This is a genomic window from Pseudomonas sp. 5C2, assembly GCF_034314155.1.
GTDB lineage: Bacteria > Pseudomonadota > Gammaproteobacteria > Pseudomonadales > Pseudomonadaceae > Aquipseudomonas.
In genome coordinates, this window is the sequence record NZ_JAVIWH010000002.1 from 2,440,218 (window position 1) to 2,455,219 (window position 15,002).

The 15,002-nt window shown below is 57.7% G+C and carries 10 protein-coding genes and 2 tRNA genes; 7 read left to right on the top strand and 5 right to left on the bottom strand.

Annotation, left to right across the window (positions count from 1 at the left end):
- Nucleotides 1-29: 29 nt before the first annotated feature.
- Nucleotides 30-1,400 carry a UDP-glucose/GDP-mannose dehydrogenase family protein gene (locus RGU44_RS11875; RefSeq protein WP_322180513.1) on the top strand — a complete coding sequence of 457 codons (1,371 nt, stop codon included), beginning with the start codon at nt 30-32 and terminating at the stop codon, nt 1,398-1,400.
- Between the two features lie 251 nt (nt 1,401-1,651).
- Here RGU44_RS11875 and RGU44_RS11880 read toward each other — a convergent pair whose 3' ends face one another.
- On the bottom strand, nt 1,652-2,251 hold the full coding sequence (locus RGU44_RS11880) for a phosphatase PAP2 family protein (RefSeq protein WP_322217260.1): 600 nt from the start codon (nt 2,249-2,251) through the stop codon (nt 1,652-1,654).
- A gap of 487 nt (nt 2,252-2,738) precedes the next feature.
- On the opposite strand from RGU44_RS11880, the gene RGU44_RS11885 reads away from it, so the two are divergent.
- Nucleotides 2,739-4,289, top strand: coding sequence for an ArnT family glycosyltransferase (locus RGU44_RS11885; protein ID WP_322217262.1), 1,551 nt, complete (start codon nt 2,739-2,741; stop codon nt 4,287-4,289).
- Between the two features lie 271 nt (nt 4,290-4,560).
- Here RGU44_RS11885 and RGU44_RS11890 read toward each other — a convergent pair.
- Nucleotides 4,561-4,637: transfer RNA gene (locus tag RGU44_RS11890), tRNA-Asp, on the bottom strand.
- Nucleotides 4,638-4,656: 19 nt separating this feature from the next.
- Nucleotides 4,657-4,732: transfer RNA gene (locus tag RGU44_RS11895), tRNA-Val, on the bottom strand.
- Nucleotides 4,733-4,893: 161 nt separating this feature from the next.
- On the opposite strand from RGU44_RS11895, the gene rdgC reads away from it, so the two are divergent.
- The 3 genes from rdgC to sugE all read left to right on the top strand — a co-directional run bounded on the left by rdgC (nt 4,894) and on the right by sugE (nt 7,288).
- Nucleotides 4,894-5,814 carry a recombination-associated protein RdgC gene (gene rdgC / locus RGU44_RS11900; protein WP_219061542.1) on the top strand — a complete coding sequence of 307 codons (921 nt, stop codon included), beginning with the start codon at nt 4,894-4,896 and terminating at the stop codon, nt 5,812-5,814.
- Nucleotides 5,815-5,882: 68 nt separating this feature from the next.
- Nucleotides 5,883-6,848, top strand: coding sequence for a bile acid:sodium symporter family protein (locus tag RGU44_RS11905; RefSeq protein ID WP_322217264.1), 966 nt, complete (start codon nt 5,883-5,885; stop codon nt 6,846-6,848).
- Nucleotides 6,849-6,973: 125 nt separating this feature from the next.
- The gene (gene sugE / locus RGU44_RS11910; protein WP_322180521.1) at nt 6,974-7,288 is read left to right on the top strand and encodes a quaternary ammonium compound efflux SMR transporter SugE; all 315 of its coding nucleotides are present in this window, start codon (nt 6,974-6,976) and stop codon (nt 7,286-7,288) included.
- 21 nt (nt 7,289-7,309) lie between these two features.
- Here sugE and RGU44_RS11915 read toward each other — a convergent pair whose 3' ends face one another.
- Together RGU44_RS11915 and RGU44_RS11920 are read right to left on the bottom strand one after the other, a co-directional pair.
- Nucleotides 7,310-9,181 carry an MFS transporter gene (locus RGU44_RS11915; RefSeq protein ID WP_322217267.1) on the bottom strand — a complete coding sequence of 624 codons (1,872 nt, stop codon included), beginning with the start codon at nt 9,179-9,181 and terminating at the stop codon, nt 7,310-7,312.
- 138 nt (nt 9,182-9,319) lie between these two features.
- On the bottom strand, nt 9,320-10,498 hold the full coding sequence (locus tag RGU44_RS11920) for a TDT family transporter (protein ID WP_322180525.1): 1,179 nt from the start codon (nt 10,496-10,498) through the stop codon (nt 9,320-9,322).
- Nucleotides 10,499-10,767: 269 nt separating this feature from the next.
- On the opposite strand from RGU44_RS11920, the gene RGU44_RS11925 reads away from it, so the two are divergent.
- Entirely contained in the window at nt 10,768-14,244 is a 3,477-nt protein-coding gene (locus RGU44_RS11925; RefSeq protein ID WP_322217270.1) for a PAS domain-containing hybrid sensor histidine kinase/response regulator, read from the top strand.
- Between the two features lie 89 nt (nt 14,245-14,333).
- Nucleotides 14,334-15,002 carry an ABC transporter ATP-binding protein gene (locus RGU44_RS11930; protein ID WP_322217272.1) on the top strand — a complete coding sequence of 223 codons (669 nt, stop codon included), beginning with the start codon at nt 14,334-14,336 and terminating at the stop codon, nt 15,000-15,002.

Genomic DNA, 15,002 nt, shown 5'->3' on the forward strand with positions numbered 1-15,002 from the left:
CACGCGGCAACAAACCTTAGGAACTGCGCATGAAAATCAGTGTATTCGGTAGTGGTTATGTCGGTCTCGTGCAAGCGACGGTGCTCGCCGAGGTCGGTCATGATGTCATCTGTATGGACATCGATGAGAACAAGGTCAAGCAGCTTTCCCAAGGCCAGGTAAACATCTTCGAGCCTGGGCTGGCCAATCTTGTTCGGGATAACCTTGAGAGCAAGCGCCTGCATTTCACCAGCGACGAAAAGCTCGCGGTCGAACATGGCGAAGTCTTGTTCATTGCTGTCGGGACACCCTCCGGCGACGATGGCTCGGCAGACCTCAGTTACGTTTTTTCTGTCGGCGATGCGATCGTCAGGCATCGGGTCACCCCCCTGATCATCGTCGAAAAATCCACGGTACCCGTCGGCACCGGCGACGCGTTGCGTGCTCATATCGAAAAAGCCCTGGCGGGACGCCCGCTGGAGTTCGATATCGTCTCCAACCCTGAATTCCTTAAAGAAGGCTCTGCGGTTACCGACTGCCGTAAACCGGACCGCATCGTGATCGGTTGCGAACGTGAAGAAGTGCGTGAGGTCATGCGCGACCTGTATGCGCCGTTCAACCGCAACCACGACCGCATCATGTTCATGGACCTGCGCAGTGCCGAGCTGACCAAGTACGCCGCCAACTGCATGCTGGCGACCAAGATCAGCTTTATCAACCAGATCGCCGAACTGGCCGAGCACCTCGGCGCCGATATTGAATCGGTACGTCTAGGCATCGGCGCCGACTCGCGCATTGGCTACGACTTCATCTATGCGGGCTGCGGTTATGGTGGTTCGTGCTTCCCTAAGGACATGCGCGCCCTGATCCACAGTGCCGACCAGGCTAACTGCTCCAACGATCTGTTGCAGGCAGTCGAAGCGATCAACGAGCGACAGAAGCACAAACTGTTCGATCGGCTCAACGCCTTCTACAAAGGAGACCTCAAAGGCAAGACCTTCGCCTTGTGGGGCCTGGCTTTCAAGCCCAACACCGACGACATGCGCGACGCCCCCAGTCGTGTCCTGCTGGAAGCCTTGTGGGCAGCTGGAGCAAATGTGCGCGCCTATGACCCGGAAGCCATGCAGCAAACCCAACTGCTCTATGGTGACCATCCGGGCCTTGCCCTCATGGGCACGCTGGAATCAGCACTCAGTGGTGCGGATGCGCTGGTCATCTGCACTGAGTGGCAGCTATTCAAGGCGCCCGACTTCGATGAAATTCACAAGCGCCTGAAAGCACCGGTGATTTTCGACGGCCGCAACCTGTATGACGCCGAACGCATGGCTCAAAAAGGCTTTACGTACTTCCCGATGGGCCGAGGCGAGTCATGCAACCTGCCAATCCCGCAACAAAAATGGGATTCCAGCAATCCCCTCTGATTGATTGATCCAGATGCCAGAGCCCTTGTACAAAAGCTCTGGCATCGTTGATCAAGTATTCAGCTATCTAACCCTGAAAAAGTTGACTCTTATTGATGAATAACCTTCTGTTCAAGGGAGGGTTATTCAAAACGTTCTATACGACACATGGACGAACTTAGCGAAGCCCCATCGTTGGTTGCCGAACCCTCTCCAACCTTGCAACGCCTCAACGTAGAATTATCTGTTCAGGCATAAACATCAGCCACTGATCAAGCCTGAACCCATCCTTTATTGATCGCAAAAGCGAACAGGCGCCGATACAGTCCTTCCAACCCCTGCAGCAGTTGCTGTTTGACCTGACCAACGCTTAGCCCTGTGATGACAACCCAACTACTGACGATGGCCACAAGAAAGGCGCCAATGATATCGAATGGAAAATGCACGCCCAGGTAAACACGGGAGGCCCCCACAACGACACCGATCAACACAAGTAAAGCACCGACATTGCGCAAGGCGCTCCAGATAAGTGCCAGCCCCACCGAGAAAAACACCACGGCGTGGTCGCTGGGGAAGGAAGATTCCGCGTCATGGCCCATGAACGTATGCCCCAACTGAATCATAAATGGCCGAGGGTGCATCCAGGCGGCGGCAATCAACTGATTGCAACTCAGGGCAACCAGCAAACTCAGCGTGGCAACCAATACCGCCGCACGGCGTTGCGGGCCTCCCCAGAGCCAAAATCCTGCCAGTAACAAGGGAACACCATAAATCAGCCACTGCGCGACGATAATGGCCACCCACAGCATCCCGGGGGCAGGATCTGCACCAGCATTGATCATTAAAAAAAGTGAACGATTCAATGCTTCCATGTTGCGAGCCACCCTATAAGCAAATTACAAACAGACTATCAATACCCCCCAAACAAAGACCGAACACGTCTAGACACCGACCTCATCAGGAAACTTAAACAGCACCTGGCCATTGAGTTCTGCCGCGCAGCGTTACGAGCACATCGATAACAACATTGCGCACTCATCCGCAAACGCTTGAGTTCAATAACCTCTGAGAGTTTAGATATGCCGCCGTGAAAAAAGAGTGAACGCACTGTAAAGGAAAACGTCGGCCTGAGAAAAGACCGCACTCTCAGCGAGCCCCTGACCACGAGATTAACGGAAATAACATCCACACGAGCATCAACCGCCCATCCGCCATAAAAGTTGGCCGAATAATGCTTTTTTTTTGCCATCCCGACACCAATTTGACAAACCACCCTATAACATTGACGCGCCTTGTCGTGCCGTACGACAAGGCCCGAAATTCCAGGGGGCACTCGGTCGCGTTATGGAAATTATAAGAATGAAGTTTTGGAGAAGCGACAGGGGAGCATTGACACTGTTGCTCGCTGTATCGGCACTGATTCTGTTGCTGGGGCTCGGAGCAAGGGAACTCTGGGGCGCTGAAACCCGCTGGGCTAACATCGCCTTACAGATGATACAAACAGGCAACTATTTCGACCCCTACCTCAAAGGCGCACCCTATTACGACAAACCACTGCCCTCTTATTGGCTGATCACCGCCACGGCAAGTTTGATGGGCGGCCTGAACCACTGGTCATTACGACTGACGTCAGTGATTAGCGCCTGGCTAAGTATCTGGTTGGTCTATCTCATTGGTGAACGCCTCTTCCGCAAAGGCACCGGACTGATCGCCGGCTGGCTGCTGGCGACGACGTTCTTTTTCATCTTCTGGGCACGGGTAGCCACGGCCGATGTTCTTACCGTGTGCGGCGTGCTCGCGGCCGTCTGGTGGTATTGGCGCGGCCCGGATGACACTCGCCTGAGTCGCTACATAGTGTTCTTTGTATTGCTGGCGCTCACGTCCCTGCTCAAAGGCCTGATTGGTTTCATCCTGCCAGGGCTTATGCTGTTGCCGCACGTGCTCAGCGAGGGGCGCTGGAAGCGTCATCTCAACTGGCGCTTTTGCCTGGCGCTAGTGATCGCAGGCGCGCTCTATATGGTGCCATTCATGCTGTCGCACCTGTATGGCACGCCCAGCTACGCCGAGAGCGGCCTGGGCCTGGTCTTCAGGGAGAACGTAGTACGGTTTTTCCACCCGTTCGATAATATCGGCCCGATCTATACCTACCTGCTCTACCTGCCGATCTATACCCTGCCTTGGGCGCCGTGCTGGATACTTGGCCTGTGGCTGGCTCTGCGCAACTGGAAGCAGATCGAACCAAACACCCGCTGGCTGATCTGGGGCCTGGGCTTGCTGTTTGTGTTCTTCACTGCCAGCGGCAGTCGGCGCAGCTACTACGTATTACCTCTGGTGCCATTCGCACAGCTGCTGTCAGCCTGGTGGGTGACCCGACACATGGCCGAACGACGGGAGGCTGGCAAAATCAGCGGTCCAGGCTGGACGAAGGGCATCGCAGCTGCGGCGGTGACACTCTTGCTGGTGCTGGGCATTATCTACCCCTGGACCAACGGTGGTGGCGGCGTCATGCAGTTCACCGCAGACATAAAGGCGCAAGCCAGCAAAAGTGCGCCCTGGAGTCAGTGGCGCATGGTGCTGGTCGAGGTCGACAATAAACTGCCGATGTACCTGCAAAATAAAGGCGCACCTTTTTACTATGTTCCGGAAAGCGAGGATTTTCCGCGCGACGGTAACAGCGCCGCATTCATGGCATGGCTAGAGAAGAAAAGCGGCGAGACATGGGACCCGCAGCACACGATCATCATCACCCAGTATCACGATATTCATCAGCTGCCTCTTGGCTACCTGGCCGCCGACCATCAGGTAATTACCACTAAGCCGAATAACGGCGCCCGACTGTTCCATGTCCGCGAATCCGGCAGCGTTGCTTTTGTCCCGGGAACATCTGCCGCAGACGCACCCCTGCCGTGATCGAAAACGACCGCGACATCGGACTCACCAAAGGAGTGAACGATCAACGCAATTAGCCCGCCGATGGATTTCGGAAGTCTACCGGCCTGGAGCGGAGGTAGACTTTGTCGACGCGGGCACAGGGACACCCCTGATTGCTGGCTCCCGATGATAATCGGGAGCACAACCCCAAGCTTCAGCGATTAGTTTTGGGTATTTAGAAAGCAAAAAAAAGCGACCCTAAGGTCGCTTTTTGTTGCTTCAAGGAGTTCAAGGGCCTTGAAGCTTAATATGGCGCAGCGGACGGGACTCGAACCCGCGACCCCCGGCGTGACAGGCCGGTATTCTAACCGACTGAACTACCGCTGCGCGTAACACTGAGAAGGATTGGTGGGTGATGACGGGATCGAACCGCCGACCCGCTGCTTGTAAGGCAGCTGCTCTCCCAGCTGAGCTAATCACCCTTCACTCTCGGTGTGGCGCGCATTCTATATAGCGACCCTATCTCTGGCAAGCACTTTTTTAAATAATTTTTATAATCCTGCCAAAGGCTTAGCACAGGGTTGGCCGCAGAGGCCGAGGAGCGAATAATGCCCCCACTTTGTACAAAGGAGAGATTCACCCCATGTGGTTCAAAAACCTGCTTATCTATCGCCTGACCCAAGATCTGCCTTTTGATGCCGAGGCGCTGGAAACCGCATTGGCGACCAAACAGGCTCGCCCTTGTGCCAGCCAGGAGTTGACCACTTACGGTTTCGTCGCACCGTTCGGTAAAGGTGAGGACGCTCCTCTGGTTCACGTCAGTCAGGACTTCCTGCTGATTGCCGCACGCAAGGAAGAACGCATTCTGCCTGGCAGCGTGGTGCGTGATGCATTAAAGGAAAAGATCGAAGAGATCGAAGCCGAACAAATGCGCAAGGTCTATAAGAAGGAGCGTGATCAGATCAAGGATGAAATCATCCAGGCCTTTCTGCCCCGCGCCTTTATTCGTCGCTCGGCGACCTTTGCTGCCATCGCGCCGAAACAGGGTCTGATTCTGGTTAACGCCTCCAGCCCGAAACGCGCCGAAGACCTGCTCTCCACCCTGCGTGAAGTGATCGGTTCGCTGCCGGTACGCCCACTGACGGTGAAAGTCGCGCCAAGTGCAACCATGACCGAATGGGTCAAGTCCCAGAAAGCGGCTGACCACTTCTTCGTCCTCGACGAGTGTGAACTGCGTGATACCCATGAAGATGGCGGCATCGTGCGCTGCAAGCGTCAGGATTTGACCAGCGATGAAATCCAGCTGCACTTGAGCACCGGCAAGGTGGTCACCCAGCTGTCGTTGGCCTGGCAGGACAAGCTGTCCTTCGTGCTGGACGACAAGATGGTGGTCAAACGCCTGAAATTCGAAGACCTGCTGCAAGATCAGGCCGAACAGGACGGTGGCGAGGAAGCCCTTGGCCAACTGGACGCCAGCTTCACCTTGATGATGCTGACCTTCGGCGAATTCCTGCCTGAGCTGTTTGAAGCGTTGGGCGGCGAAGAACTGCCACAGGGCATCTAAGCCATCAGCTGTCATGCGCTACCCGTTGCGGTAGCGCATTTCCCCTCTAATAAAAAAAGGAACAAGCCATGCGTGCGCTGGCTGCGTTGAGTCGCTTTGTCGGGAATACCTTCGCCTATTGGGTGCTGCTGTTTGCAGTGTTGGCGTTTGCGCTGCCCGAATGGTTTATCGGTTTAAAAAGCGCCATCGTGCCGCTCCTGGGCCTGGTCATGTTCGGCATGGGCCTGACGCTCAAGCTCGATGATTTTTCTGAAGTCGCTCGCCATCCATGGCGTGTGGCCTTAGGGGTGGTCGCGCATTTCGTGATCATGCCCGGCGTCGCCTGGCTGCTGTGCCAGGCGTTTCATCTGCCCGCGGAGATCGCTGTGGGCGTGATTCTGGTGGGTTGCTGCCCGAGCGGCACCTCCTCCAACGTCATGACCTGGCTGGCCCGTGGCGACCTGGCGTTGTCGGTCGCTATCGCCGCAGTGACCACCCTCCTCGCCCCGCTGCTGACACCCGCGTTGATCTGGTTGCTGGCCTCTGCCTGGTTACCGGTGTCTTTCATGGACATGTTCTGGTCGATTCTGCAGTTGGTCTTGCTGCCAATCGTGCTTGGCGTTGTCGCACAACGCGTGCTCGGCCATCGAGTCAAAGCGGCGGTGGACGTCTTGCCGCTGGTATCCGTGGTCAGCATCGTATTGATCGTCGCAGCGGTGGTTGCCGCCAGCCAGGCGAAAATCGCTGAGTCAGGCCTGTTAATCATGGCGGTGGTGATGCTGCACAACAGTTTCGGCTTTGTGCTCGGCTACTTCACCGGCAAGCTGTTCAAGCTGCCGCTGGCGCAGCGCAAATCCCTGGCACTGGAAGTCGGCATGCAAAACTCCGGGCTGGGTGCTGCATTGGCCAGCGCCCATTTCTCGCCGCTGGCCGCCGTGCCCAGCGCGCTGTTCAGCGTCTGGCACAACATTTCCGGCGCCTTGCTTTCTACGTATTTCCGGCGCATGAGTGAAAAAGCAGACCGCGAACTCGCCACTCGGCCCGTTGCAGACTAGCCGCGTTATCGATACCTGACTTGCCCCCGAATCGTTTATGTGCAAAATACTGCGCACAGCCAGGACGACCTGACTGATCCATCAAGAAAAACGATTCGGGGACGACCCCTTTATAGGAGGTCATCATGTCCTGGATCATTCTGTTTTTCGCCGGTCTGTTCGAAGTCGGTTGGGCCGTCGGCCTGAAATACACCGAAGGCTTCACCCGCCCCTTGCCTACAGCCCTCACCGTCGCGGCCATGTTGGTCAGTTTGGGCCTGCTCGGCCTGGCCATGAAAGAACTACCGCTGGGCACTGCCTACGCGATATGGACCGGTGTCGGTGCGATAGGCACCGTGATCGCCGGGATCATTCTGTTCGGCGAGTCCACGGCGCTGTTCCGCCTGGCCAGCGTGGGCTTGATTCTGTGTGGACTGGTGGGGCTCAAGCTGAGTGCTTGAAGTTGCACTACGCCAGATCAACTACCGAACCGTGCCTCGCAACTCCGCAACTCGCGCCTGCAAACTCGCCGGTAACGCCGCCTCCATTGCCACGGCGGGGCCGGCAACTACGGTGATGCGCGACCACAGCCGACGAAAGACTCCCTTGTTCGGATCTCGGCTGAAGAAACTACCCCACAAGCCCTGCAGTGCCAGTGGAATCACTGGCACTGGGGTGTCTTGCAGAATCCGGCTCAGGCCACCTTTAAATTCATTGATCTCCCCGTCAGCAGTCAGCTTGCCTTCAGGGAAGATGCACACCAGCTCACCATTTTTCAGGTATTCAGCAATTTTTTTGAAGGCCTGATCGTAGATCGCCAGGTCTTCGTTGCGTCCGGCAATCGGGATGGTGCCAGCGGTGCGGAAAATGAAGTTGAGCACCGGCAGGTTGTAGATCTTGTAATACATCACGAACCGAATCGGCCGCCGCACAGCCCCGCCAATCAACAGCGCATCGACAAAGGACACATGGTTGCAGACCAGCAGCGCCGCACCTTCTTCCGGAATCAGCTCCAGGTTGCGATGCTCGACGCGGTACATGGAATGGCCGAGCAGCCAGATCATGAACCGCGTGGTGAACTCGGGCACGATCTTGAAGATGTAGGCATTCACCGCGATGTTCATCAGCGAGATCACCAGGAACAGCTGCGGAATCGACAGTTTGACCACACTGAGAAGCACGATCGAGACGATGGCCGACACCACCATGAACAGCGCATTGAGGATATTGTTGGACGCGATGACCCGAGAACGCTCGTTCTCGACGGTGCGCGACTGGATCAGTGCGTACAGCGGCACGATATAGAAGCCGCCAAAAACACCGATGCCCAGCACATCGCTCAGCACCCACCACGCCTGACCATAAGACAGCACCGTCAGCCAGTCATTGGCCTGAACGTTTTGTGGAAAGCCGCCCGAATGCCACCACAGCAGCAGCCCGAACACGGTCAGGCCCATCGAGCCGAACGGCACCAGACCGATCTCTACCTTGCGCCCGGACAATCGCTCGCACAGCATCGAACCCAGCGCGATACCGATGGAGAACACGGTGAGAATCAGCGTGACCACGGTCTCGTCGCCATACAGCCACTCTTTGGCGTAGGCCGGAATTTGCGTCAGGTAAATCGCGCCGACGAACCAGAACCAGGAGTTGCCGACAATCGAGCGTGACACGGCCGGCGTCTGACCCAGTCCCAAACGCAAGGTGGCCCAGGATTGACTGAAGATATTCCAGTTCAGGCGCATTTCCGGCGAAGCCGCCGCTGCGCGCGGGATGCTGCGACTGGCGATATAACCCAGACACGCCACCAACAAGATCGCTGTCGCAACGATCGGCGCGTAGTGCGCGGAAGACATCATGATCCCGGCGCCGATGGTACCGGCCAGAATCGCCAGGAAGGTGCCCATTTCCACCAGCCCGTTGCCACCGACCAATTCATCCTCATGCAAGTGCTGCGGCAGGATCGAGTACTTCACCGGCCCGAACAACGCCGAGTGCGTCCCCATGGCGAACAACGCCAGCAACATCATCCACAGGTGGTTGAGCATGAACCCCGCCGCGCCCACCAGCATGATCGCGATTTCGCCCAGTTTGATCAGGCGGATCAAGGCATCCTTGGCGTATTTCTCGCCAAACTGACCCGCCAATGCCGAGAACAAAAAGAACGGCAGAATGAACAACAGCGCACACAGGTTGACCCAAATCGAGCGATCGCCGTCGATGCTCAGCTTATAGAGAATGGCGAGGATCAATGATTGCTTGAGGATATTGTCGTTGAAGGCCCCGAGGGACTGGGTGATGAAAAACGGCAGAAACCGCCGTTTTACCAGCAAACTGAATTGCGACTGACTCATCGTCCGTGTACTCGAATAGCGCCGGGGTCGGCTTTTTAATTGGAGTGTCTATGTCGACTCCGAGCCACATTGGAAACGTTACGCAAGCAGATGTCGATAGGACGCGTCTGGTTTGATCGTCTCCCACGTCTTTAATACTCACTTGACCCCAGCACCCAACCCCGCAATACAAGGTGAAACAAACAGCTCTCCTTTATAGGCACCACATACGGTCCGACTCATGACGATCAGCCACAATATCGCCAGACAGCACACCAACGCACAACCGGCCAGCGAGAAGAATGTCAGGTGCAGCCTTGCTGCAAGCTTTAGGGTCGCCAATGCGTAGACACCCAATGGAAAGGTGAATCCCCACCAGCCGAGGTTGAACGGGATGCCGGTGCGCAGGTAGCGCACGGTAATAAGCACGGCCATCAGCATCCACCACAAGCCGAATCCCCACAGTGTGATACCCGCCACCAACCCGATACCATCCGCCATCTCTCCGAGCCCGGGCAAACCGTTGGCCGCAAAAATCGCCGGTGCGTCTGCGCCCATCAACAACATGCCCAACGCTCCGGTGCCAATCGGACCCAACGCCAGCCAACTCGAAGCGGCCATGTTTTCGTGGGGCAATTTATGCAGGGCCATGCGCAACAACAGAATGGACAGGATGCTGAACGCTACGGGTACCGAGAACGCCCACAACACGTAGCTGGTGATCAGCACGCCGAATTGCGCGGAGGCGTCGGTCAGATGGGGTGCCAGCAGACCACCACTGGCTGCCGCCACCTCAGCCGCGACCACGGGTAACAACCACACGGCCGTCATCTGGTCGATACTGTGCTCCTGACGCGTAAACATCATGAACGGAATGGCCACCCCGCAGGCCAGCGCCATAGCCACGTCCAGCCACCACAGCGTCTCGGCAATAGGCACTATAGCTCCGCCCCATCGAGGTAGGCCGAAGAATAGAAAGCCGTTGATAATGGTCGCCAGCCCCATGGGGATGGTGCCGAAAAACATCGACACCGTAGAGTGCCCAAACACTCGCCGCGCCTCATTGAAAAACAGCACCCAACGCGCCATATACACGAGACTGAAGAGCACGAAGAGCGCGATATTGAACAGCCACAACCCCTCGGCCAACAGGTGCAAACCCGGGATCTGCACGGGCAATTGCCCCAGCGTCAGGGCCAGAATGCCGGTACCCATGGTCGCGGCGAACCAATTCGGGGTGAATTGGCGAATCACTTCTCGCGGATGACTCAGCGTGTTCAACGGCAGATTACGTTGGTTGGCAACGGCGTATGGCGCAGGCGTATCAAGGCAAGGCATGCTCTTCTCCAGTCCTCCTATGAGGTGAAATGAGCTTATAGTTCGACTGCATATCTATATAACGGGTAATTTCTCTATAGGTCATCTATTTTACCTATATGCAACACCGCAGACCTCGTCCTGCGGCACCAGGCCGCGCCAAGACCTTGGTCGGCACTGACGAACCCTGAACATCATGCGAGACTGTCCAGCCGGAGCAGGATCGCTTCCGGTCGGTCATTTTTTAACGAGCGCTGTTGAGAGCTATCTAGCGCTACCTGGAGTTTTACATGTCGCTGTCCAGTGGGCTGATTGCTGCAGTCGCCCTGACCTATATGGCCGTTATGTTCGCCATCGCCTTTTATGGCGATCGACGCAGTGCGCCTCTATCGCCACGCCTGCGGGCTTGGGTCTACAGCCTGTCGCTGGCGGTGTACTGCACCAGCTGGACATTTTTTGGCGCCGTGGGCCAAGCGGCCGAGCAACTCTGGTCGTTCCTGCCGATCTATCTGGGCCCGATATTACTGCTGACGCTGGCGCCGTGGGTGCTGCAGAAGATGGTGATGATCAGCAAACAAGAGAACATCACGTCTATCGCTGACTTCATCGCCGCACGCTATGGCAAGTCGCAATCGTTGGCGGTGGTGGTTGCACTGATCTGTATGGTCGGTGTTTTACCGTACATTGCCTTGCAGCTCAAAGGCATCGTCCTGGGGGTGAACCTGCTGATCGGTGCAGTCGCCGAATCCACGGGCACCCGCGCCCAGGACACCGCACTCATCGTCTCGCTGATCCTGGCACTGTTCACCATCTTGTTTGGCACTCGCAACCTCGACGCTACCGAACACCACCGCGGCATGGTGCTGGCAATTGCCTTCGAAGCGCTGGTCAAACTGTTCGCGTTTCTCGCAGTGGGCGCGTTCGTCACCTTCGGCCTGTACGACGGTTTCGATGACCTGTTCAGTCAGGCAATGATCGCCCCTCGCCTGGAAGAGTACTGGAAGGAAACCGTCAACTGGCCGTCGATGGTGGTTCAAACCGGCGTAGCGATGATGGCCATAGTGTGTCTGCCACGGCAGTTTCACGTGACCGTTGTCGAGAACATCGAGCCCCAGGATCTCAGGCTCGCCCGGTGGGTTTTTCCGACGTACCTGGCCCTGGCTGCGCTGTTTGTAGTGCCCATCGCCCTGGCCGGACAAATGCTACTGCCCAGTTCGGTGCTGCCCGATTCGTTCGTGATCAGCCTGCCGTTGGCCCAGGCGCACCCGGCGCTGGCCCTGCTGGCGTTTATCGGTGGCGCCTCGGCGGCCACCGGTATGGTGATCGTCGCCAGCGTTGCGTTGTCGACCATGGTCTCCAACGATATGCTGCTGCCATGGCTGTTGCGCCGCAAAACCGCAGAGCGCCCCTTCGAGGTGTTCCGCCACTGGATGCTGTCGGTGCGTCGGATCAGCATCGTGGTGATCCTGTTGCTGGCTTACGTCTGCTACCGGTTGCTCGGTTCAACGGCGAGTCTGGCAACCATCGGCCAAATCGCCTTCGCCGCCATCACTCAACTGGCCCCGGCCATGCTCGGCGCGCTGTACTGGAAACAAGCCAACCGCCGAGGCGTATTCGCTGGCCTGGCAGCCGGCACCTTTATTTGGTTTTACACCTTGGTGCTACCCATTGCGGCCAACAGCCTAGGCTGGACGCTCACCCTGTTCCCGGGGCTGGCCTGGCTACACGGTAACCCATTGCACTTACCGATTACCCCGCTGACCCAAGGCGTGGTGCTGTCGCTTGCCGGTAACTTCACGCTGTTCGCCTGGGTGTCGGTGCTGTCACGCACAAGGGTCTCCGAACACTGGCAGGCTGGACGCTTCATCGGTCAGGAAATCAGTGCGCGCCCCAGCAACCGTTCGTTGCTGGCGGTGCAGATCGAGGATTTATTGAGCCTGTCGGCGCGCTTCGTGGGTGAGGAGCGCGCGCGGCAGAGTTTTATTCGTTTCGCCTATCGTCAGGGCAAGGGCTTCAGCCCGAACCAGAACGCCGACGGGGAGTGGATAGCCCACACCGAGCGCTTGCTGGCTGGTGTGCTCGGCGCGTCCTCGACCCGCGCAGTGGTCAAGGCCGCCATCGAAGGCCGGGAAATGCAGCTCGAAGACGTGGTGCGCATCGCCGACGAAGCCTCCGAGGTGCTGCAGTTCAACCGGGCACTGCTGCAAGGGGCCATTGAAAACATCACCCAAGGCATCAGCGTGGTCGATCAATCGCTGAAACTGGTGGCCTGGAATCATCGTTATCTGGAACTGTTTAATTACCCGGAAGGCCTGATCAGCGTTGGCCGACCAATCGCAGACATCATCCGCTATAACGCCGAACGTGGTCTGTGCGGTCCCGGTGAAGCCGAAGTGCATGTGGCGCGTCGGCTGCACTGGATGCGCCAGGGTCGAGCCCATACCTCAGAGCGATTGTTCCCCAATGGACGCGTCATCGAGCTGATTGGCAACCCGATGCCCGGCGGCGGTTTCGTCATGAGTTTCACTGACATCACCGCGTTCCGTGAAGCCGAGCAGGCGCTCAAAGGCGCCAATGAAAGCCTCGAGCAACGCGTCGCCGAGCGTACCCATGAGTTGTCACAACTGAACGTGGCGCTGACCGAGGCCAAAGGTACAGCGGAAACCGCCAACCAGTCGAAAACCCGCTTTCTTGCAGCGGTCAGCCATGACTTGATGCAGCCGCTGAATGCGGCGCGACTGTTCTCGGCAGCCCTGTCCCACCAGGAAGACGAGATCTCCAGCGAGGCCCAGCAACTGGTGCACCATCTGGACAGCTCGCTGCGCTCCGCAGAAGACCTGATCAGCGACCTGCTGGACATTTCTCGCCTGGAAAACGGCAAGATCACACCCAATCCTCAGCCGTTCCCCCTGAGTGCGCTGTTCGACACCCTCGGCGCCGAGTTCAAGGCACTGGCCCAGGAACAAGGCTTGAAATTCCGGGTACGCGGCAGCAACGTGCGGATCGACAGCGACATAAAGTTATTGCGACGGATTCTGCAAAACTTCCTGACTAACGCTTTCCGCTACGGCAAGGGCCCGATACTGCTGGGCGTAAGGCGTCGAGGCGCGCAGCTGTGCCTTGAAGTCTGGGACCGCGGCCCAGGTATTCCGGAAGACAAACGTCAGATGATCTTCGAAGAGTTCAAACGCCTGGACAGCCATCAGACCCGTGCCGAAAAAGGCCTGGGCCTCGGGCTGGCCATTGCCGACGGACTTTGCCGCGTATTGGGTCATGAACTGCAAGTACGCTCCTGGCCGGGTAAAGGCAGCGTGTTCAGCGTCACTGTGCCCCTGGCCACTCATCAAATGCCATTGGCCGCCAGTCCTGCCGAGCCCAAGTCCCACCAGCCACTGAGCGGTACCCAGGTACTGTGCGTCGACAACGAAGACAGCATTTTGATCGGGATGAACAGCTTGCTCACGCGTTGGGGATGTCAGGTGTGGACGGCGCGCAATCGCAGTGAGTGCGAAGCCCTGCTGGGCAAAGGCGTGCATCCGCAGCTGGCGCTGGTGGACTATCACCTGGATGAGGGTGATACCGGCGCCGCGCTGATGGCCTGGTTGCGCACGCGACTGGGTGAGCCGGTACCCGGCGTGGTAATCAGCGCGGACGGTCGACCTGAACTGATCGCGCAGATCCACGCTGCCGGCCTCGATTACCTGTCGAAACCGGTCAAACCGGCGGCGCTGCGGGCATTGTTGAGTCGGCATGTTAGTTTGAGCTGAATCAAAAAAGGGGGCAGCGTAATCTGCCTGACACATGATGGCGGACACCCGCTATTCTTTGCCTACCCCTTTGTCAGGCGAGTGACTTCATGCTTCAGGTGCAAGGCGTGTTCAAGAGCTACGCGACGCCACAAGGCCCGCTGGCGGTGTTACAAGGGGTCGATTTACAGCTCGAACACGGCAGCAGTCTGGCACTGATGGGAGAGTCGGGTAGCGGTAAAAGCACCCTGCTGCACCTGGTGGCCGGGCTGGACCAGATCGATCGCGGCAGTATACGCGCCGGCAGGCATCGTCTGGATCAAATGAGCGAAGCACAGCTTGCCCATTGGCGGCGCACCGAGATCGGCCTGGTGTTTCAACAGTTCAACCTGATCAGCAGTCTGTCAGTCGACGACAATCTGGCGTTCCAGGCGCGCCTGGCCGGACGTTATGATCCGTCCTGGCAAGCACAGCTGATCGAGCGGCTGGGACTCGGCGCGCTGCTCAAGCGCTACCCGGAACAGCTGTCCGGCGGTCAGCAACAGCGGGTTGCCATCGGCCGCGCGCTGGCCTCGCGTCCCGGCCTGCTGTTGGCCGATGAGCCCACGGGCAATCTGGACGAAGCCACCAGCGATGAAGTCCTGCAACTGCTCCTGGACCTGCTGAAAAACACCCCGACCAGTTTATTGATGGTCACCCACAGCCCGCGAGTAGCGGCTCGATTGGCAAGCAGAGTGGTACTGCATCGCGGGCGACTGGCCGATGTCGGCGAGCGCTGA